17 protein-coding genes and 2 pseudogenes are annotated in these 21033 nt (G+C 51.3%); 18 read left to right on the top strand and 1 reads right to left on the bottom strand.

Going from position 1 to position 21033, the window contains the following annotated elements:
* Positions 1-102 precede the first annotated feature (102 nt).
* Together qseB and qseC are read left to right on the top strand one after the other, a co-directional pair.
* A complete protein-coding gene (gene qseB / locus O3W44_RS12630; RefSeq protein WP_269293333.1) occupies positions 103-774 on the top strand; it encodes a quorum sensing response regulator transcription factor QseB in 672 nt (223 codons plus the stop codon).
* A pseudogene (gene qseC, locus O3W44_RS12625) lies at positions 762-2134 on the top strand (quorum sensing histidine kinase QseC). Before qseB ends, qseC begins: the two are co-directional and overlap by 13 nt.
* On the opposite strand, the gene kup reads toward qseC, so the two are convergent.
* A complete protein-coding gene (gene kup, locus O3W44_RS12620; protein ID WP_269293331.1) occupies positions 2131-3999 on the bottom strand; it encodes a low affinity potassium transporter Kup in 1869 nt (622 codons plus the stop codon). The pseudogene qseC and the gene kup sit on opposite strands and share 4 nt — an antisense overlap.
* 292 nt (positions 4000-4291) lie before the next feature.
* On the opposite strand from kup, the gene ravA reads away from it, so the two are divergent.
* From ravA to glmU, 16 genes and pseudogenes are all read left to right on the top strand, one after another.
* A complete protein-coding gene (gene ravA, locus O3W44_RS12615; RefSeq protein ID WP_269293330.1) occupies positions 4292-5788 on the top strand; it encodes an ATPase RavA in 1497 nt (498 codons plus the stop codon).
* Positions 5785-7245, top strand: a complete 1461-nt coding sequence (gene viaA, locus O3W44_RS12610; RefSeq protein ID WP_269293329.1) for an ATPase RavA stimulator ViaA — start codon at positions 5785-5787, stop codon at positions 7243-7245. Before ravA ends, viaA begins: the two co-directional genes overlap by 4 nt.
* A gap of 103 nt (positions 7246-7348) precedes the next feature.
* Positions 7349-7810 carry a transcriptional regulator AsnC gene (gene asnC, locus O3W44_RS12605; protein ID WP_269293328.1) on the top strand — a complete coding sequence of 154 codons (462 nt, stop codon included), beginning with the start codon at positions 7349-7351 and terminating at the stop codon, positions 7808-7810.
* 154 nt (positions 7811-7964) lie between these two features.
* A complete protein-coding gene (gene mioC / locus O3W44_RS12600) occupies positions 7965-8405 on the top strand; it encodes an FMN-binding protein MioC (RefSeq protein ID WP_269294434.1) in 441 nt (146 codons plus the stop codon).
* Positions 8406-8837: 432 nt separating this feature from the next.
* A complete protein-coding gene (mnmG, locus tag O3W44_RS12595) occupies positions 8838-10727 on the top strand; it encodes a tRNA uridine-5-carboxymethylaminomethyl(34) synthesis enzyme MnmG (RefSeq protein WP_269293327.1) in 1890 nt (629 codons plus the stop codon).
* 47 nt (positions 10728-10774) lie between these two features.
* Complete coding sequence (gene rsmG / locus O3W44_RS12590; RefSeq protein WP_269293326.1) at positions 10775-11392, top strand: 16S rRNA (guanine(527)-N(7))-methyltransferase RsmG; 618 nt, start codon at positions 10775-10777, stop codon at positions 11390-11392.
* A gap of 712 nt (positions 11393-12104) precedes the next feature.
* Complete coding sequence (gene atpI, locus O3W44_RS12585) at positions 12105-12485, top strand: F0F1 ATP synthase subunit I (RefSeq protein ID WP_269293325.1); 381 nt, start codon at positions 12105-12107, stop codon at positions 12483-12485.
* An 8-nt stretch (positions 12486-12493) separates the two neighbouring features.
* The gene (atpB, locus tag O3W44_RS12580; RefSeq protein ID WP_269293324.1) at positions 12494-13312 is read left to right on the top strand and encodes a F0F1 ATP synthase subunit A; all 819 of its coding nucleotides are present in this window, start codon (positions 12494-12496) and stop codon (positions 13310-13312) included.
* Positions 13313-13480: 168 nt separating this feature from the next.
* Complete coding sequence (gene atpE, locus O3W44_RS12575) at positions 13481-13720, top strand: F0F1 ATP synthase subunit C (protein WP_003849523.1); 240 nt, start codon at positions 13481-13483, stop codon at positions 13718-13720.
* A gap of 104 nt (positions 13721-13824) precedes the next feature.
* Positions 13825-14295: a F0F1 ATP synthase subunit B gene (atpF, locus tag O3W44_RS12570; protein WP_269293323.1), complete on the top strand. Its 471-nt coding sequence runs from the start codon at positions 13825-13827 to the stop codon at positions 14293-14295.
* 14 nt (positions 14296-14309) lie between these two features.
* Positions 14310-14843, top strand: coding sequence for a F0F1 ATP synthase subunit delta (atpH, locus tag O3W44_RS12565; protein WP_269293322.1), 534 nt, complete (start codon positions 14310-14312; stop codon positions 14841-14843).
* A 14-nt stretch (positions 14844-14857) separates the two neighbouring features.
* Complete coding sequence (atpA, locus tag O3W44_RS12560) at positions 14858-16399, top strand: F0F1 ATP synthase subunit alpha (RefSeq protein WP_269293321.1); 1542 nt, start codon at positions 14858-14860, stop codon at positions 16397-16399.
* Positions 16400-16451: 52 nt separating this feature from the next.
* Complete coding sequence (atpG, locus tag O3W44_RS12555) at positions 16452-17318, top strand: F0F1 ATP synthase subunit gamma (RefSeq protein ID WP_269293320.1); 867 nt, start codon at positions 16452-16454, stop codon at positions 17316-17318.
* A 30-nt stretch (positions 17319-17348) separates the two neighbouring features.
* Positions 17349-18746, top strand: coding sequence for a F0F1 ATP synthase subunit beta (gene atpD, locus O3W44_RS12550; RefSeq protein WP_269293319.1), 1398 nt, complete (start codon positions 17349-17351; stop codon positions 18744-18746).
* A gap of 24 nt (positions 18747-18770) precedes the next feature.
* Positions 18771-19189, top strand: a pseudogene (locus O3W44_RS12545) (F0F1 ATP synthase subunit epsilon).
* A 430-nt stretch (positions 19190-19619) separates the two neighbouring features.
* On the top strand, positions 19620-20990 hold the full coding sequence (gene glmU / locus O3W44_RS12540) for a bifunctional UDP-N-acetylglucosamine diphosphorylase/glucosamine-1-phosphate N-acetyltransferase GlmU (RefSeq protein WP_269293318.1): 1371 nt from the start codon (positions 19620-19622) through the stop codon (positions 20988-20990).
* Positions 20991-21033: the final 43 nt, after the last annotated feature.

Genomic DNA, 21033 nt, shown 5'->3' with positions numbered 1-21033 from the left:
CTTAACGGGATCTTAAGGCGAAAAAAGAGCATTTTTTTGTGAAAGCCGCTGTACAAGCCGCGTCGTGCTTCGTATAACTCGCTTTCACTGAAGGGAAAATCGATGCGCATTTTATTAATAGAAGACGATCGCTTAATTGGCGACGGCATTAAAGCGGGGCTCAGTAAACTGGGTTTCAGTGTCGACTGGTTTATCTCTGGCGAAGCGGGGTATCAGGCATTAGAGGCTGCGCCCTGGGATGCAGTGATCCTTGACCTCTCTCTGCCAGAACGCGACGGACTGGATATTTTACGTCAGTGGCGTCAGCAGGGACACGACGTGCCGGTTTTAATTCTCACAGCACGTGATGCGCTTGATCAGCGAGTGGAAGGTTTGCAACTGGGCGCAGATGATTATCTGTGCAAACCCTTTGCGTTAACCGAAGTGGCGGCACGTTTACAGGCGCTCATTCGACGACGTCATGGCCAACTGCAACCCGAACTTCGCCATGGCAATGTAGTACTTGTACCCGGTAACCACAGCGTGATGGTGGCTGGCACCGCTGTAGAATTAAAAAGCCGCGAACTGGCGCTGCTTGAACTGTTTATGCGCAGCCCTGGCCGGGTGCTGACGCGCAGCCAGTTAGAGGAAAAGCTGTATAACTGGGACGCGGATGTCTCCAGCAACGCGGTAGAAGTTCACATTCATCACCTGCGTAAAAAACTCGGAAGCCGTTTTATTCGTACCGTTCACGGCGTAGGTTATACGCTGGGAGAGGTGGCATGCGATCAATGAGCCTGTTTCTACGCCTGGGTATTGGTGTCGTTTTGCTGCTGGGCATTTGCTGGGGCAGTGCCAGCCTGGGCGCATGGTATAAAACGCGCGAAACGCTCAACGAATTATTTGATACGCAGCAAATGTTGCTGGCTAAGCGCCTGCTCAGCCTGGATTTTACTACGCTGGATAATGTTTCACTGCCAAAAACCAGGCAGTTGCTGCGCCATCATCGCGGCGATCAGGACGACGATGCGCTGGCTTTTGCGGTCTTTAGCCGCGAGGGCAAACACGTACTGGACGATGGTGATAACGGCAAAAATTTACCGTTTGAAGCGGAGTATCAAGGTTTTCACGATACTCATCTAAACGGCGACGACGATCCGTGGCGGGTTGTCTGGCTTACTACGCCAGATAAACAGTTTCGCGTCGTGGTCGGCCAGGAGTGGGAATATCGTGATGATATGACCAGAGATTTAGTGAATGCCAGCGTCATGCCGTGGCTGATCGCGCTGCCTTTTATGTTAATTCTGCTGACTGGATTAGTCTGGTATGAGCTGCGCCCGTTGAAACAGCTGGCGCAAAAACTGACGCAGCGCGCGCCTGATGATGATACGCCCTTACAGACCGGGCGCGTACCGAAAGAGGTACAGCCTCTCATCATTGCGTTAAATGGATTATTCCATCGCATTAACGCCATGATGCAACGTGAACGGCGCTTTACGTCTGATGCCGCTCACGAGCTGCGCAGTCCACTGGCGGCGCTGCAGGTGCAGAGTGAAGTCATTCAACTCGCCACCGATGATGAGGTCATGCGTACCCATGCGCTTCATCAACTGGATGCGGGGATCTCGCGGGCTACGCGGCTGGTTGATCAGCTACTGACACTTTCCCGCGTTGAAGCGGATGATGCCCGCCACGCTTTTAAAACGGTTGACTTGCAGCGAACCTTACAGGAAACGCTTGCTGCCCAATCCCCCTGGCTGATAAAGCCGGTGTGTCATTACGTCTACACGCCCAGGCCAGACCGCTGATCCATGGACATCCGCTGCTGCTCTCATTGCTGGTGCGCAATCTACTCGATAACGCGATTCGCTATACGCCATCGGGCAGTGACGTTGATGTCTGGCTGGAGGCCAACGCTTTGCAAATTGAAGATAACGGCAGCGGCGTCAGCGATGCCGATCTTCAGCGATTAGGGGAGCGTTTCTGGCGGCCACCGGGCCAGGAGAAAAGCGGCAGCGGCCTGGGGTTATCTATAGTGCGAAATATCGCGCAGCTTCATGATATGCAGCTTGCTTTTAGCCAGCGACAAGGCGGCGGGTTGTGCGTTACCTTGCGCTGGTCTGCTCACGCCCAACCAGCGGGCGCATTGGGTTAAATCTCGACCTGCGTTCCCAGTTCGATAACCCGATTGGGCGGGATCTCAAACTGATCGGGTGCGCGCAACGCATTTCGCTGCAGCGCCATGAACAATTTACCGCGCAGGCGTAAATACCACGGACGTTTACCCATAATCAGCGATTCGTGCGACATAAAGAATGAGGTTTCCATCATGCGGCAATTTAATCCTTCCAGCCCACAGCGATGGAATACCTCTTCCACGTTCGGTGTTTCACGCCAGCCGTAGCTTGCCACAACGCGCCAGAAGGTGGGTGAAAGCTGTTCGATGGTAACGCGACGCACATTATGTACGTAAGGTGCATCTTCAGTGCGCAGCGTTAATAACACTACGCGCTCATGCAGCACTTTGTTGTGCTTCAGGTTATGCAACATGGCAAACGGGATGACATTCAGTGCACGCGACATATACACCGCTGTGCCCGGAACCCGTACCGGTGGATTTTTTTCCAGCGACGCAATCATCGCCTCCAGCGAATTGCCGTGTTCATGCAGGCGACGCAGCAGGCGGAAGCGTTCACTTTTCCAGGTTGTCATGATGATAAACATCACTAATCCCAGACAAAGAGGCAGCCAGCCACCGGAGAAAATTTTAATCAGGTTAGCGGTAAACAACGGGACATCAATGCACAACAGCAGCAGCAGAATCAAACCGACCGCCAGCTTTTGCCAGTGCCAGTTTTTCAGCGCCACCGTACAGGAAAGGAATGTGGTCAGCACCATGGTACCTGTTACCGCAATGCCGTAAGCCGCCGCCAGATTGCTGGAGTGTTCGAAGCTGATGATCACAATCAGCACCGCAAAATAGAGTACCCAGTTAATCGTCGGAATATAGATCTGACCCGACTCCATTTCTGAGGTGTGAATAATGCGCATGCCTGGCAGATAACCCAGACGAACCGCCTGACGCGTCAACGAGAACACCCCAGAAATGACCGCTTGCGATGCAATAACTGTCGCCAGCGTCGCAAGGATTAGCAATGGGATCAGCGCCCATTCCGGTGCCAGCAGGAAGAACGGGTTTTTAATCGCCGCAGGATCGCTCAGCAATAACGCCCCCTGACCAAAATAGTTCAGCACCAGCGACGGTAACACCACGGAAAACCAGGCAAGGCGAATCGGCACTTTACCGAAGTGACCCATGTCAGCATAGAGTGCTTCAACGCCGGTTATCGCCAGAACCACAGCGCCAAGCGCGAAGAAAGAGATCGTTTTGTAGTGCAGGAAAAAGTGAGCAGCATGCGCAGGATTCAGAGACTGCAAAACATCGGGGTTTTTCATAATGCCACTGACGCCGAGCACCGCCAGCACAAGGAACCACAACAGCATCACGGGAGCAAACAGCTTACCGACAATGCCGGTGCCGTGTTTCTGGATCACAAACAGCAGCGTCAATACGGCAATGGAGAGTGGCACAATAAAAGGATCGAGCGAGGGCGCGGCAATTTCTAACCCCTCTATCGCCGACATAACGGAGATAGCTGGCGTAATCACCACCTCGCCATAGAAAAAGCTGCCGCCGATCAGCCCCATAATCACCAGTACTGCCGTGGCGCGCCCGGTCGTATTGCGGCCTGCCAGCGACATCAGCGTCAAAATACCGCCTTCACCAGCATTATCAGCACGCATCACGTAGCTGATGTATTTAAGCGATACCACCAGCACTAACAGCCAGAAAATCAGGGATAAAAAGCCAAATACAGCTTCGCGTTCCACACCGAAACCAAACTGACCAGAAAGACATTCACGTAAGGTATACAACGGACTGGTGCCGATATCCCCGTAAACCACACCAATAGCGGCCAGCGTTAATCCACCGAGCGACTGCTTATTTTCCGAGCTCATAGCGTTATCTTTTGTTGGAGTCTAAGAGGCACAAAATCCTCTCGCTCATGCCATCAAAAAGCGCACAGTATGCACGTATTCGCAAAAAAACCTATACCCTGAAACTCTCTGCCTTTAAGCCACCCGGCATTTTTACCTGTTAAAACAGGTAATTAATGTATGTTTTAACCTTGCTGAACCTTCTGAAACAAAAAAGCTGACAGCTATCAACGCTTTCACGCATCATAATCGATAAAGTGTGGTGCTCGCTGAAGCGTGGCGGCTCGACGATAGAAAGGACAATGATGTGATTATGGCTCAACCCCATCTTTTGGCAGAAAGAATTTCTCGCCTTAGCAATGCATTAGAAAAAGGTTTATATGAGCGACATCATGCAATTCGCCTCTGTTTGCTGGCCGCGTTGAGCGGTGAAAGCGTTTTTCTGCTGGGGCCACCTGGCATTGCCAAAAGCCTGATTGCGCGTCGCCTGAAATATGCTTTCCAGAATGCCCGCGCTTTTGAATATTTAATGACCCGATTCTCAACGCCTGAAGAGGTGTTTGGACCTTTGTCGATTCAGGCACTGAAAGACGAAGGGCGTTATCAGCGGCTGACCAAAGGCTATCTGCCTGATGCTGAAATCGTTTTTCTTGATGAGATTTGGAAAGCCGGCCCGGCAATTTTGAATACCTTGCTGACGGCCATCAACGAACGCCGCTTTCGCAACGGTGATTGCGAAGAAAAAATTCCTATGCGACTGCTGGTGACGGCGTCCAATGAGTTACCGGAAGCTGACAGCGGGCTGGAAGCCCTGTATGACCGCATGTTAATTCGTCTGTGGCTGGATAACGTGCATGAAAAGCAAAACTTCCGCAGCATGTTAACGCATCAGCAGGATGAAAATGCTAATCCGGTCGCGGATACGTTGCGTATCAGCGACGAAGAGTATTTACAGTGGCAGCAAAGCATCAGCCAGGTCGGTTTGCCAGATAATGTGTTTGAACTGATCTATCAGCTACGCCAGCAGCTGGAAAATCAGCCCGATGCGCCTTACATTTCCGATCGTCGCTGGAAAAAAGCCATCCATTTATTGCAGGCCAGCGCATTTTACAGCGGGCGTACCACTATTGCGCCGATTGATCTGATCCTGCTGAAAGATTGCCTGTGGCACGACGTCGCATCAATGCAGTTGTTGGATCGTGAAATCGATCAGCTGATGACGCAATATGCGTGGCAGCAGCAACCTATGCTTCTAAAATTGCAGCAAATTAAGGCGCGACGTTTGGCGTTGCAGCAGCAGCAAAGCGTTGCGCAGGCGATTACGCTGGAGAAACACAGCGGCATGTTCAGCCGCAAACCCCATTACGAACTGCCCGACACCCTGACTGACGAACAGCTTACACTGATGCTGCAACAGCCGCTGACACTGCACGATATACAGGTCAACCATATTGTCATTGCCCGCGATGCGCTTAATCAGTGGTTGCTAAAAGGTGGCGATATTCGCGGCAAACTCAATGGCATCGGCTTTGCCCAGACGCTGGATTTACAGGTGGATGCCCAGCACTGTTTAGCGGTGCGCGATGTCAGCCTGCAAGCTGCACGCCTGACGCTGCCGGGCGCGAGTAATAACAACGATCTGCCCACTGAAATCACTGACGCACTGGATGAGCTGGATACTCAACTGCGCGCGCAGCGTCACCTTTTCAGCCAGCATCAGCGATGTCTGTTTATCAGTGATGACTGGCTGGCGCGGATTGAAACCAGCTTGCAGGATGTTGCGGAACAGTTGAAACAGGCGCGTAAATGATTTCGCTGGAAACCCTCAGCACCCTGCTTTCTGTTGGCGAAGCCGAGTTGATTGAGGAGTTGATCCTTGCGCTGCTGGCATCGCCACAACTTGCTCTGTTTTTTGAAAAATTTCCCGGTCTGAAAAAAGCCATGCTGCGGGATGTTCCACGCTGGAAGGCGGAAATTAATGCTGAGCTAAAAGCGACGCCAGTACCGGAAAATCTGACGCAGGAGTTTCATCTTTTTCAGCGTGTGCAACTGTTAAGCCACGCTGATTTTAACCATCAGCTTACTGAAACGCTGGATCTGCTGGCGCGCCTGCCCTCACCTTTTATCGAAGAAGCAAACCGACTTATCCAGCACAACGACGCGCATCAACTCAGCAGTGCGCAACATACCCTGTTTTTACAACGCTGGCGGCTCAGTCTGACGTTACAAACCCTGACGTTAAACGAGCAGTTGCTGGAGCAGCAGCGCGAACGCTTAATGGCTGAACTGCAACAGCGTATGGCGCTCAGCGGTCAGCTTGCGCCTGTGTTAAGTGACAATGATGAAGCGGCGGCGGGTCGCTTGTGGGATATGAGTAAGGCCTCACGGCAACACGGTGATTATCAGCTGATGCTGCAATATGGCGATTTTTTAGCGCAGCAGCCCGAGCTGATGAAACTGGCACAGCAGCTTGGCCGCAGCCGCGAGGCGAAATCGGTGCCTGCACAAGATGCGCCAATGGAGGCCTTTCATCATCTGGTGCATGAACCGGATACTGTACCGGAAGAGGTCAGCGGTATTCATCAAAGCGATGATGTGTTGCGTTTGCTGCCACCAGAGCTGGCGGCGCTGAGCATCAACGAACTGGAGCTGGAATTTTATCGTCGGCTGGTGGAAAAACGACTCCTTACCTACAGATTGCAGGGCGATACCTGGCATGAAAAGGTCACGCTGCGCCCGGTGAATCATCAACAGCACGAAGAACAACCTCGCGGCCCGTTTATCGTTTGTGTGGATACCTCCGGCTCGATGGGTGGATTCAATGAACGCTGCGCCAAAGCTTTTTGTCTGGCCTTACTAAAAGTGGCTCTGGCTGATCGTCGGCGCTGCTACATCATGCTGTTTGCGCATGAAGTTATTGGCTATGAGTTAACCGGTGATGATGGCCTGGAGCAGGCTATTCGTTTTCTGAGCCAGCGTTTTCGCGGTGGTACCGATCTTGCCGCTTGCCTCTCAGCAGTAGTGAAACGCATGGAAGGCCCGAGCTGGCAAGAAGCAGATGCGGTTATTGTCTCTGACTTTATCGCCCAGCGTTTGCCGGAAGAGGCCGTTCGGGTCATCAAACAGCGTCAGCAACAGCATCAACAGCGTTTTCATGCCGTCGCGATGTCAACGCACGGTAAACCCGGCATTATGCGTATCTTTGATCACATCTGGCGCTTTGATACCGGCATGAAAAGTCGCCTGTTGCGCCACTGGCGTCGTTAATCCCTCAGGCAGCGGCAATCGCCGCTGCCGATACATTGCCTAATCCCGCGTTTTGCTGCACATTCTCACCTGTTCAATGAAGAAGAATCACAACGAGGATGAAATGGCCGAACACCTGCAACTGGATAATCTCGATCGCGGCATTTTAAATGCTCTGCTGGAAAACGCCCGTACTGCGTATGCTGAATTAGCAAAACAGTTCAACGTCAGCCCTGGCACAATCCATGTACGGGTAGAAAAAATGAAACAGGCTGGGATTATTCTCGGCACCCGTGTTGAAATCGATCCTCGCCAGTTAGGTTTTGATGTCTGCTGCTTTATTGGCATTATCCTGAAAAGCGCGCGCGATTATCCTGCGGCGCTGAGTAAGCTTGAAGCTCTGGATGAAGTCGTAGAAGCCTGGTACACCACCGGCCATTACAGCATTTTTATCAAAGTGATGTGCCGCTCAATTGATGCCTTGCAACAGGTATTGATCAACAAGATTCAGACGATTGATGAAATTCAGTCCACAGAAACGTTGATCTCACTACAAAACCCGATCATGCGTACTATCAAGCCTTAATTGTCCCCTGCTTTGTGCACAACCTTATCCTCCATGAATGCGCCGTCTGACAACGGCTGCGTTCGGATCAATTGATCTATTACCCCTGTTTTCCACAGGTGGATCACGGCTTGATCACAGCGTACAATGCTCGCCTTTAGTCCGGGAGAGCATGATGGCCGATATTACGTTAATCACTGGCAGCACGCTGGGCAGCGCCGAATATGTCGCTGAGCATTTAGAAGAAAAACTGCAGGAAGCTGGCTTTTCAACGCAGCTGCTACATGGGCCAGAACTGGATGACGTGCCGCTGGAGGGCGTTTGGCTGATTGTCTCTTCAACTCACGGAGCCGGGGAGTTGCCGGATAACCTGCAACCGTTTTACGACGCGATCAATGAAACTCAGCCCGATCTCTCCTCGGTGCGTTTCGGTGCGGTGGGTATCGGTAATCACGAATACGATCTGTTTTGCGGTGCGATCCGTAATATTGAAGCACTGCTGATCGTCTGTGGCGCACAGCGGATCGGCGATCGCCTGGAAATTGATGTGCTTGAGCATGAGATCCCCGAAGATCCGGCTGGCGAATGGGTTGTTGGCTGGAAAAGTGAGATCTGATCTGGCAGGGGATCGGGAAATAGTGACGATCCCCAGTGAATGATGCTGAATTTATCCTGCTGAAAGTCATTCTTCTGTGGATAACTACCCCTTTTTCCTGCGTATAACCGGTAGTTATCCAAAGAGTAACCCGTGTTTGTTTTTTGAGCTGTGGATAATCAGCTATTTTGATCTCAGCTTATACGGAACAGGATCACCGATCATTCACAGCAAACGATCCTTGATAAGCTGCTGTTTCAATTTAACTTTTCGCAGATATCCACAAGAGGACGCGATCCTAATAAGAGATCTAACAGAAAGATCATATACAGAATAAAGATCCTTTCTTTTTAAACCCTGACGATCCCACCGCTTTCACCCTGAGCTGAATTTAAGTAGAATCCACGGCCCAGGGACAACGATCCTGAACGTCCATTAACGAGGTACCACTTCATGTTTTATCAAGATCCTTTTGACGTCATCGTAATTGGTGGTGGTCATGCGGGTACAGAAGCCGCTATGGCTGCTGCTCGAATGGGTCAGCAAACCCTGTTACTCACCCATAACATTGATACGCTTGGACAAATGTCCTGTAATCCGGCGATTGGTGGTATCGGAAAAGGACATTTGGTAAAGGAAGTGGATGCCTTAGGCGGTTTGATGGCCAGTGCAATAGACCAGGCCGGCATTCAGTTTAGGATACTAAACGCAAGCAAAGGGCCTGCCGTTCGTGCGACGCGCGCACAGGCAGACCGTGTGCTTTATCGCCAGGCGGTACGTACTGCGCTGGAGAATCAGCCCAACCTGATGATCTTTCAGCAGGCGGTAGATGATCTGATTGTTGAAAACGATCGTGTTGTTGGCGCGGTGACCCAGATGGGACTGAAATTCCGTGCTAAAACGGTTGTGCTTACCGTCGGCACCTTCCTTGACGGTAAAATTCATATTGGCCTGGATAATTACAGCGGTGGCCGTGCTGGTGATCCTCCTTCTGTCCCGCTGGCAAAACGTCTGCGTGCTTTACCGCTGCGCGTAAATCGCCTGAAAACAGGTACACCACCGCGTATCGATGCGCGCTCAATCGATTTTAGCGTGTTAACACCGCAGCACGGTGATAATCCTGTGCCGGTATTTTCATTCATGGGTAACGCTTCAAAACATCCTCAGCAGGTGCCGTGCTGGATTACCCATACCAATGAAAAAACGCATGACGTTATTCGCAATAACCTCGATCGCAGCCCAATGTATGCCGGGATCATCGAAGGGATCGGGCCACGCTACTGCCCGTCGATCGAAGACAAAGTGATGCGTTTTGCCGATCGTAATGCACACCAGATCTTTCTGGAGCCAGAAGGACTGACCAGTAATGAAATTTATCCGAACGGCATTTCAACCAGCCTGCCGTTTGATGTACAGATACAGATCGTTCGATCAATGCAAGGTCTGGAAAACGCGAAGATCGTGCGTCCGGGTTATGCCATTGAGTACGATTTCTTTGATCCCCGTGATCTGAAACCGACGCTGGAAAGCAAATTTATCCATGGACTGTTCTTTGCGGGCCAGATTAATGGCACGACAGGCTATGAAGAAGCTGCCGCGCAAGGATTACTGGCAGGCCTGAATGCTGCCCGTCTGTCAGCAGACAAAGAGGGCTGGGCACCACGTCGTGACCAGGCTTATCTTGGCGTGCTGGTTGACGATCTTTGTACGCTGGGAACCAAAGAGCCCTATCGTATGTTCACATCCCGGGCTGAATACCGTTTGATGCTGCGTGAAGACAATGCTGATTTACGTCTGACTGAAACCGGCCGTTCGCTGGGACTGGTGGATGACGAACGCTGGGCGCGCTTCAACCAGAAGCTGGAAGCGATTGAGCAAGAGCGTCAACGTCTGCGTGACATCTGGGTTCATCCGAAATCAGAGAATGTGGCTAACGTAAATACCGTGCTCAGTGCGCCGCTGACCAAAGAAGCCAGTGGTGAAGATCTGCTGCGCCGTCCGGAACTGACCTATCTGAAGTTAATGACGTTAGAAGGCTTTGGACCGGCTCTGGCTGACGAGCAGGCTGCTGAGCAGGTTGAAATTCAGGTCAAATATGAAGGATACATTGCGCGCCAGCAGGAAGAGATCGATCGCCAACTGCGTAATGAAAACACCTTGCTGCCTGCCGATCTCGATTATCGTCAGGTAAATGGTTTATCAAATGAAGTGATCGCTAAGCTGAATGATCATAAGCCAACATCAATTGGCCAGGCTTCGCGTATTTCCGGTATCACGCCGGCTGCAATCTCTATTTTGCTTATTTACCTGAAAAAACAAGGGCTGCTGCGCAAAAGCGCCTGACCTGAAACGGGGCGAGGTGACTCGCCCCCGCTGACTGGACTCACGCTGTGATTAACAAACTCACCTCGCTGCTGCAAGCGGCCAATATTTCCCTCTCCGATCAACAAAAACAGCAACTCGTGGCCTACGTCATGCTGTTGGACAAGTGGAACAAAGCGTACAACCTGACCTCGGTACGCGATCCGCAACAGATGCTGGTGCGCCATATTCTCGACAGTATCGTGGTTGCGCCGCATCTGAGCGGTACTCGTTTTATTGATGTGGGAACCGGCCCAGGATTACCCGGCATTCCACTGGCAATTGTAATGCCTGATGCACACTTCACTCTGCTTGACAGTCTGGGCAAACGTGTACGCTTCTTACGCCAGGTACAGCATGAGCTTGGCCTCGAAAACATTACGCCAGTGCAGAGTAGGGTAGAGGAGTTTCCTTCAGAACCGCCTTTTGATGGCGTGATTAGCCGGGCATTTGCCTCACTGGAAGATATGGTGAACTGGTGTCATCATCTCCCTGCGCCGGAAGGCCGCTTTTTTGCGCTGAAAGGGGTACGTCCTGATGATGAAATCGCGACGCTGCCCGCAGGTTATAAACTGCACTCTGTTGTCGCGCTTAACGTCCCTGAATTAGAAGGTGAGCGTCATTTAGTGATCATTGGCCGCGAGTAAGCCTTTTAATAGTGTGGATTTAACGGTAAAGCCGATTTGGCTTAACAAAATGGCTGGCTAAAAATTAAGCATTCGATTTTTTGAATAGCCCTGATTTTTAATTAACGTTCAGCCAAATTAGGTTAAAAAAGCCGACGGAAATTATCCGAAAATTTCTGTTACATTTAACGTTTAATTCACAATTTTTTATCAGGAAGATCACTTGTTTTCGCGGTTTATGGAATAAGGATAGTCACGCCAGAAAATATATCGCAGTAATTACTCGGCGTGCGTAATATGAATTACACACTTTTAATGCACGCTTCGATGTCAATAGCATGTTTTTATCAAAAATAAGCTGCGACACAGCGATGATTATTTATAACTGATTGATTATTTATGTTATTTGTTGGTTTATTAAACGGCGGAATTTGTACGTTTGTAAAACCTGGCCTGGCGTGAATGCTTATAATGTGATCTATCGCACGCTTTAAAAGCAAGTCGCAGGTGGGATTTCAGAAGCCAGCGGGCAAATTCTTTCAGGACAATCTTTGAAAAAATAGCCCTCCAGAAAGAAATTTAAATAATTGTTCACCTTTTCGCTACTTAGCGATTGAAATCGCAGGTGCGGCCCGTATAATTTGCACGGCTTTTGCTGCTTGACTCGAATGAGTAAAGGCAGTCTTATACGACACGCGACATACCCCTGACGGGGCAGGAGAGTTACAGCGTCATGTCAGTGTCTCTTTACAGTGTGAAATTCGCCCGAACTGTGTTGTTCATTCAGTTGGTGACGATTGTCATCAGTGGCGCTCTCTTTGCCCTGAAAGATGTCACCTGGGGCGTTTCTGCTCTTGCTGGCGGAGCGGCAGCCTGGCTGCCAAACGTGTTGTTTTTGTTTTTAGCCTGGCGCCTGCAGGGGCAAACCCCAGCTTCGGGGCGAGTCGCGTGGAGCTTCGCTTTGGGTGAAATAGCCAAAGTGTTCGCGACCATTATTTTGCTCATTGTGGCGTTGGGTGTTTTCGGGGCGGTCTTTTGGCCTCTCGGGATAACCTGGTTATCGGTGCTGGTGGTTCAAATGTTGGCACCGGCGGTAATTAACAACAAAGGGTAAGAGGCATCATGGCTGCAGGAGAAATCTCTACTCCGCAAGATTACATAGGACACCACCTGAACAACCTTCAGCTGGACCTGCGTACTTTCGAGTTAGTGAATCCGCACGACGCTCCCGCGACGTTCTGGGTATTAAATATCGATTCCATGTTTTTCTCTCTGGTGCTGGGACTTATTTTCCTGGTGTTGTTCCGTAAAGTGGCGAAAAGTGTCACCAGCGGTGTGCCAGGGAAATTACAAGCGGCTATCGAACTGGTTGTCGGTTTCGTTGATAACAACGTGCGCGACATGTATCACGGTAAGAGCAAACTTATCGCCCCGCTGGCTCTGACTATTTTTGTCTGGGTCTTCCTGATGAACTTCATGGATCTGCTGCCTATCGACCTGCTGCCTTATATTGGCGAGCATTTCTTAGGCCTGCCGGCGCTGCGCGTCGTGCCGTCTGCAGACGTGAACATCACGCTGTCTATGGCGTTGGGCGTATTTATTTTGATTCTGTTCTACAGCATCAAAATGAAAGGCATTGGCGGCTTCGCGAAAGAGCTGACGCTGCAGCCTTTTAATCACCCGATCTTCATCCCCATCAACCTGATTTTGGAAGGTGTGAGCCTGCTGTCTAAACCGGTTTCTCTCGGTCTGCGACTGTTCGGTAACATGTATGCGGGTGAGCTGATCTTTATCCTTATTGCCGGTCTGTTGCCGTGGTGGTCACAGTGGGTGCTGAATGTGCCGTGGGCCATTTTCCACATCCTGATCATTTCGCTACAGGCTTTCATTTTCATGGTCCTCACGATTGTCTATCTGTCGATGGCATCTGAAGAACATTGATTTTTTTCTCAACACTTTCCCTATAGATTTCGAGTTGCAGCAAGGCGGCAACTGAACGAATCCCCGGGAGCATACATGAGTGTGTAATCGGGGTGAGAGAAGGCAGCCAACACCGCTGCAGCTCGAAAGATGAAGGGAGCATTTAACTGAAACAAACTGGAGACTGTCATGGAAAACCTGAATATGGATCTGCTGTACATGGCTGCCGCTGTGATGATGGGCCTGGCGGCAATCGGTGCTGCGATCGGTATCGGCATCCTCGGAGGTAAATTCCTGGAAGGCGCTGCTCGTCAGCCTGACCTGATTCCTCTGCTGCGTACGCAGTTCTTTGTTGTAATGGGTCTGGTGGATGCAATCCCGATGATCGCTGTTGGTCTGGGTCTCTACGTGATGTTTGCTGTCGCCTAAAGCCCTTTGTTCACTCAACGCACATGTGCACGAGTGAACGGATTCTGCCGCTTATCACTGATAACGGCAGAAAAGTTAAATACTTAATCTAGAGGCATTGTGCTGTGAACATTAATGCAACAATCCTCGGCCAGGCCATCGCGTTCATCCTGTTTGTCGCGTTCTGCATGAAGTACGTATGGCCGCCGATTATGGCTGCCATCGAAAAGCGCCAGAAAGAAATTGCTGAAGGCCTTGCTTCTGCTGAACGCGCGAAAAAAGATTTGGATCTCGCGCAGGCTAATGCGACCGACCAGCTGAAAAAAGCCAAAGAAGAAGCTCAGGTCATTATCGAGCAAGCGAACAAGCGTCGCGCGCAGATTATGGACGAAGCCAAAACCGAAGCTGAGAACGAACGTAATCGCATCGTTGCACAAGCGCAGGCCGAAATCGAAGCCGAGCGTAAACGTGCACGTGAAGAACTGCGTAAGCAAGTCGCGTTGCTGGCAATGGCTGGCGCCGAGAAGATCATCGAACGTTCCGTGGATGAAGCTGCTAACAGCGACATCGTTGATAAACTGGTCGCTGAACTGTAAGGAGGGAGGGGCTGATGTCTGATCTGATTACTGTAGCTCGCCCCTACGCCAAAGCAGCTTTTGACTTTGCTGTTGAGCATCAAAGTATAGAACGCTGGCAACAGATGTTGGCGTTTGCCGCAGAAGTGGCTCGCAATGAACAGATGGCAGATCTCCTTTCCGGTGCTTTGGCGCCGGAAGCTTTGTCTGCTTCGTTTAACGCAGTCTGTGGTGATCAACTGGATGAACCCGCACAAAACCTGATTAAGGTGATGGCGGAAAACGGACGTTTGACAGCGCTTCCGGCTGTACTGGAACAATTCATTCAACTGCGTGACGCTTATGAAGCGATTGCGGAAGTTGATGTGATTTCTGCCAGTACGCTGAGTGACGACCAGCTGACCAAAATCAGCACCGCGATGGAAAAACGTCTGTCACGCAAAGTTAAGCTGAATTGCAAAATTGATAAGTCTGTAATGGCAGGCGTGATTATCCGTTCGGGTGATCTGGTTATTGATGGCAGCGTACGCGGCCGTCTTGAGCGTCTGGCAGACGTCTTGCAGTCTTAAGGGGACTGGAGCATATGCAACTGAATTCCACCGAAATCAGCGAACTGATCAAGCAGCGCATTGCTCAGTTCAATGTCGTGAGCGAAGCTCACAACGAAGGTACTATCGTTTCTGTAAGTGACGGTATCATCCGCGTACACGGCCTGGCCGATGTGATGCAGGGTGAGATGATTGCCCTGCCGGGTAACCGTTACGCTATCGCCCTGAACCTTGAGCGTGACTCTGTAGGTGCGGTGGTGATGGGTCCGTATGCTGATCTTGCTGAAGGCATGAAGGTCAAGTGTACTGGCCGTATCCTGGAAGTTCCTGTTGGTCGTGGCCTGCTGGGCCGTGTGGTGAACACCCTGGGTGCACCTATCGACGGTAAAGGCGCGATCGACAACGACGGCTTCTCGCCAGTTGAAGTTATTGCACCGGGCGTTATTGATCGTCAGTCAGTCGACCAGCCTGTTCAGACCGGTTACAAATCTGTCGATGCGATGATTCCAATCGGCCGTGGCCAGCGTGAGCTGATCATCGGTGACCGTCAGACCGGTAAAACCGCGATGGCTATCGATGCCATCATCAACCAGCGCGATTCAGGCATCAAATGTGTCTACGTTGCGATTGGTCAGAAAGCATCAACCATCTCTAACGTCGTGCGTAAGCTGGAAGAGCACGGTGCACTGCAGAACACCATTGTTGTGGTTGCGTCTGCTTCTGAATCTGCAGCACTGCAGTATCTGGCACCGTACGCAGGTTGTGCGATGGGCGAATACTTCCGTGACCGCGGTGAAGATGCACTGATCGTGTATGATGACCTGTCTAAACAGGCTATCGCTTATCGTCAGATTTCACTGCTGCTGCGCCGTCCGCCAGGCCGTGAAGCATTCCCTGGTGACGTGTTCTATCTCCACTCTCGTCTGCTGGAGCGTGCATCACGCGTAAGTGCTGATTACGTTGAGCGTTTCACCAATGGCGAAGTGAAAGGCCAGACCGGTTCTCTGACCGCGCTGCCAATCATCGAAACCCAGGCGGGTGACGTTTCTGCGTTCGTACCGACTAACGTAATCTCAATTACCGATGGTCAGATCTTCCTGGAATCGAACCTGTTCAACTCCGGTATTCGTCCGGCAGTTAACCCAGGTATTTCGGTATCCCGTGTAGGTGGTGCAGCACAGACCAAGATCATCAAGAAACTGTCCGGTGGTATTCGTACCGCGCTGGCACAGTATCGTGAACTGGCTGCGTTCTCTCAGTTCGCGTCTGATCTGGACGATGCAACCCGTAAACAGCTGAGCCACGGTCAGAAAGTGACCGAGTTGCTGAAGCAGAAACAGTATGCGCCGATGTCTGTCGCGCAGCAGGGTCTGGTTCTGTTCGCAGCTGAGCGCGGTTACCTGAACGACGTTGAAATTGCGAAAATTGGCAGCTTCGAAGCTGCACTGCTGGCCTTCGCTGACCGCGATCACGCCGAGCTGATGCAGGAAATCAACCAATCTGGCAACTTTAATAACGACATCGAAGCGAAGCTGAAAGGCCTCCTCGACACGTTTAAAGCAACCCAGTCCTGGTAATGTCTGGCGGCTTGTCTGAAAAGACAGGCCGCAAGGCTTTGAGGAGAAGCTAATGGCCGGCGCAAAAGAGATACGTAACAAGATTGGAAGCGTAAAAAATACGCAGAAGATCACCAAAGCGATGGAAATGGTCGCCGCCTCCAAAATGCGTAAAACGCAGGAACGCATGGCGGCCAGCCGTCCGTATGCAGACACCATGCGCAAAGTGATTGGTCACCTTGCGTTAGGCAATCTGGAATACAAGCACCCTTACCTGCAAGAGCGTGACGTTAAGCGCGTCGGCTACCTGGTCGTTTCAACTGACCGCGGGCTTTGTGGTGGTTTGAACATTAACCTGTTCAAAAAATTGCTGGCAGATATGAAATCCTGGTCCGATAAAGGCGTACAGAGCGATCTGGCGGTTATCGGTTCTAAAGGGATGTCATTCTTCGGCTCTGTAGGTGGCAACATCGTGGCGCAAGTCAATGGCATGGGAGATCGACCTTCCCTGTCAGAACTGATTGGCCCGGTAAAAGTGATGTTGCAGGCTTATGATGAAGGCCGCATCGACAAGCTGTATATCGTCAGCAACAAGTTTAATAACACCATGTCTCAGACTCCGACCATTACCCAACTGCTGCCGTTACCGCCAGCGGAAGGTGAAGAAGAGATGAAGGCGAAGACCTGGGATTACCTGTACGAACCCGATCCGAAGGCGCTGCTGGATACCCTGCTGCGTCGCTATGTCGAATCGCAGGTTTATCAGGGTGTGGTGGAAAATCTGGCCAGTGAGCAGGCCGCACGTATGGTGGCGATGAAAGCTGCAACCGATAACGGCGGAAATCTGATCAAAGAGTTGCAGTTGGTTTACAACAAAGCTCGTCAGGCCAGCATCACCCAGGAACTTACCGAGATCGTCTCGGGGGCCTCCGCGGTTTAACCAGGTTTGGAATTAGGTAGAGGATTCAAGATGGCAACTGGAAAGATTGTCCAGATTATCGGCGCCGTTGTTGACGTCGAATTCCCTCAGGACGCGGTACCGAAAGTGTACAGCGCCCTTGAGGTTCAGAATGGTGATGCTCGTCTGGTGCTGGAAGTTCAGCAGCAGCTGGGTGGCGGCGTGGTGCGTACCATTGCTATGGGTACGTCTGACGGCCTGAAGCGCGGTCTGGAAGTGGCTGATCTGCAGAAGCCAATTCAGGTTCCGGTTGGTAAAGCGACCCTGGGCCGTATCATGAACGTGCTGGGCGAGCCGATCGACATGAAAGGCGAGCTGAAAGAAGAAGATGGCAGCGCAGTAGAGATCTCCTCTATTCACCGCCCTGCCCCTTCTTATGAAGAACAGTCAAACTCGCAGGAACTGCTGGAAACCGGCATCAAGGTTATTGACCTGATGTGTCCGTTCGCTAAGGGCGGTAAAGTTGGTCTGTTCGGTGGTGCGGGTGTAGGTAAAACCGTTAACATGATGGAGCTGATCCGTAACATCGCGGCTGAGCACTCAGGTTACTCGGTATTTGCTGGCGTCGGTGAGCGTACTCGTGAGGGTAACGACTTCTACCACGAAATGACTGATTCCAACGTTATCGATAAAGTTGCGCTGGTGTATGGCCAGATGAATGAGCCACCAGGTAACCGTCTGCGTGTTGCGCTGACCGGTCTGACCATGGCGGAAAAATTCCGTGATGAAGGCCGCGACGTTCTGCTGTTCATCGACAACATCTATCGTTATACCCTGGCCGGTACAGAAGTTTCTGCACTGCTGGGTCGTATGCCTTCAGCGGTAGGTTATCAGCCAACGCTGGCTGAAGAGATGGGTGTGTTGCAGGAACGTATTACCTCAACCAAGACAGGTTCAATCACTTCTGTACAGGCCGTTTACGTTCCTGCGGATGACTTGACTGACCCGTCTCCGGCGACCACCTTCGCCCACTTAGACTCAACCGTAACGCTGAGCCGTCAGATCGCTTCTCTGGGTATCTACCCAGCCGTTGACCCGCTGGATTCCACCAGCCGTCAGCTTGATCCGCTGGTTGTTGGTCAGGAGCACTACGATGTTGCTCGTGGCGTGCAGTCTCTGCTGCAGCGTTATCAAGAGCTGAAAGACATCATCGCCATCCTTGGTATGGACGAGCTGTCTGAAGAAGATAAATTGCTGGTGGCACGTGCGCGTAAGATTCAGCGTTTCCTGTCTCAGCCGTTCTTCGTGGCCGAAGTATTCACCGGTTCTCCGGGCAAATACGTTTCGCTGAAAGACACCATCCGTGGCTTTAAAGGCATCATGGAAGGTGAATTCGACCACCTGCCAGAGCAGGCTTTCTACATGGTCGGTTCCATCGACGAAGCGGTAGAAAAAGCGAAGAAACTGTAATAACGGTTTCCCGGGAGGAAAGATATGGCTATGACTTATCACCTGGATGTGGTCAGCGCAGAGCAACTGCTGTTCTCTGGGCTGGTACAGAAAATTCAGGTGTCAGGTAGCGAAGGTGAACTGGGTATTTTCCCGGCCACGCACCGCTCCTGACTGCCATTAAGCCTGGAATGATCCGTATCGTGAAACAGCACGGCGAAGAGGAGTTTATTTACCTCTCTGGCGGCGTGCTGGAAGTGCAACCGGGCAGCAGCACCGTTCTGGCCGATACCGCAATTCGCGGTACCGATCTGGACGAAGCGCGCGCGCTGGAAGCAAAACGTAAAGCAGAAGAGCACATGCACAGCAGCCACGGCGACGTGGACTATGCACAGGCTTCTGCCGAACTGGCGAAAGCCATTGCGAAACTGCGCGTGATCGAGCTGACCAAAAAAGCGATGTAATCCGGCTTTATGCGTCACGAAATGCCAGCCCCTCGGGCTGGCATTTTTTTGTTTATTTCCTCCAGACTTCAGCCGCATGGGCGGTGGCTTCTCTCGGTTCGTTTAAGCCTCGCTCCGCTGGGGCCGCTGTTTTGCAGCGTTCAAATCTTCTCCCGACAGGTTTGTCTTTCACCCGAATCCTTTACTTAAGTAAGTTCCGGGATTAAGAAGCCTTAACTTTTAGGCTCATCCCGCAGCGGGCGGCGTAAATGCTGTTAAAATCGTTTCCCGACCAGTTTGTTACTCATTTTCTGCCTTCCTGCAATCTGAATTATTGAGGCGATAAGATTAATGAAGCGGGAAGCGAGCCTAATTTCGGCTCGAGAAAAATGTAGTAATCTCAAGGCTAAACCGTGTAAGTTTCGAAAGTCAAAATTCAGTCAGGATGGTTATGTCAAACAGCGCAATGAGTGTGGTGATCCTTGCAGCCGGCAAGGGCACACGTATGTATTCCGATCTGCCTAAAGTGTTACATACGCTTGCAGGTAAACCGATGGTTCAGCATGTGATTGATGCCGCTAAGGGGCTGGGTGCACAGCATATTCATCTGGTTTATGGTCACGGCGGTGATCGGCTCAAAGCCACGTTAACCGAGAGCACGCTCAATTGGGTTTTACAGGCTGAGCAGTTAGGGACCGGCCATGCAATGCAGCAGGCGGCACCTTTTTTTGCTAATGACGAAGATATTTTAATGCTGTACGGCGACGTGCCATTGATTTCTGAGGCCACACTTCAGCAGTTGTGTGATGCAAAACCGCAGGGTGGCATTGGATTGCTTACCGTTGTGCTCAATAATCCCACCGGTTATGGTCGGATTGTGCGTGAAAATGGCACAATCACAGGTATCGTTGAACAAAAAGACGCCAGTCCTGAACAGCTTGCTATTACCGAAATCAATACCGGTATCCTGGTCGCTAACGGTGGCGACATGAAACGCTGGCTGGCGCAACTGACCAATAACAATGCTCAGGGTGAATATTACATCACCGACATCATCGCACTGGCACATCAGGAAGGTCGCTTAATTAATGCAGTGCATCCGGCACGGATAAGTGAAACGGATGGCGTAAATAACCGTCTACAGCTTGCTACGTTAGAACGGTCTTATCAGGCTGAGCATGCTGAAAAACTTCTGCTGGCAGGCGTAATGCTACGTGACCCGGCTCGCTTTGATCTGCGTGGAACGCTAACGCATGGCCGCGACGTTGAAATCGATACCAACGTTATTATTGAAGGTCAGGTAAAGCTGGGTAATCGCGTCAAAATTGGGGCGGGCTGCATTATCAAAAACAGTACGATTAGCGATGACTGCGAAATCAGCCCTTATTCGGTGATCGAGGATGCTAATCTGGCAGAGGCTTGCACCGTCGGGCCATTTGCTCGTCTGCGTCCGGGAAGCGAGCTGGCACAATCAGCGCATGTCGGTAACTTCGTTGAAATGAAAAAAGCGCGCCTGGGCAAAGGCTCCAAAGCGGGGCATCTCTCCTATCTTGGTGATGCGGAAATTGGTGCTAACGTGAATATCGGTGCTGGCACCATCACCTGCAACTATGACGGTGCGAATAAATCTAAAACTGTTATCGGCGATGATGTGTTTGTGGGATCCGATACACAGCTCGTGGCGCCGGTGACAGTCGCGGCGGGAGCCACCATTGCGGCAGGCACCACGGTAATGAAAGACATCACTGATGCAGCACTGGTTTATAACCGCAAAGAGCAAAATCATAAAGCTGGCTGGCAGCGTCCCCAGAAGAAGAAATGAATTTTACGTTCTGCCCTGCGCAGGCCGTTGCAGTAACAAAACT

The sequence above is a fragment of the Pantoea sp. LMR881 genome, from assembly GCF_027157825.1.
In the GTDB taxonomy this organism is placed as follows: domain Bacteria; phylum Pseudomonadota; class Gammaproteobacteria; order Enterobacterales; family Enterobacteriaceae; genus Pantoea; species Pantoea haifensis.
Note: the sequence above shows the minus strand (reverse complement) of the source record. Positions and strands in the feature narration are given on the sequence as shown.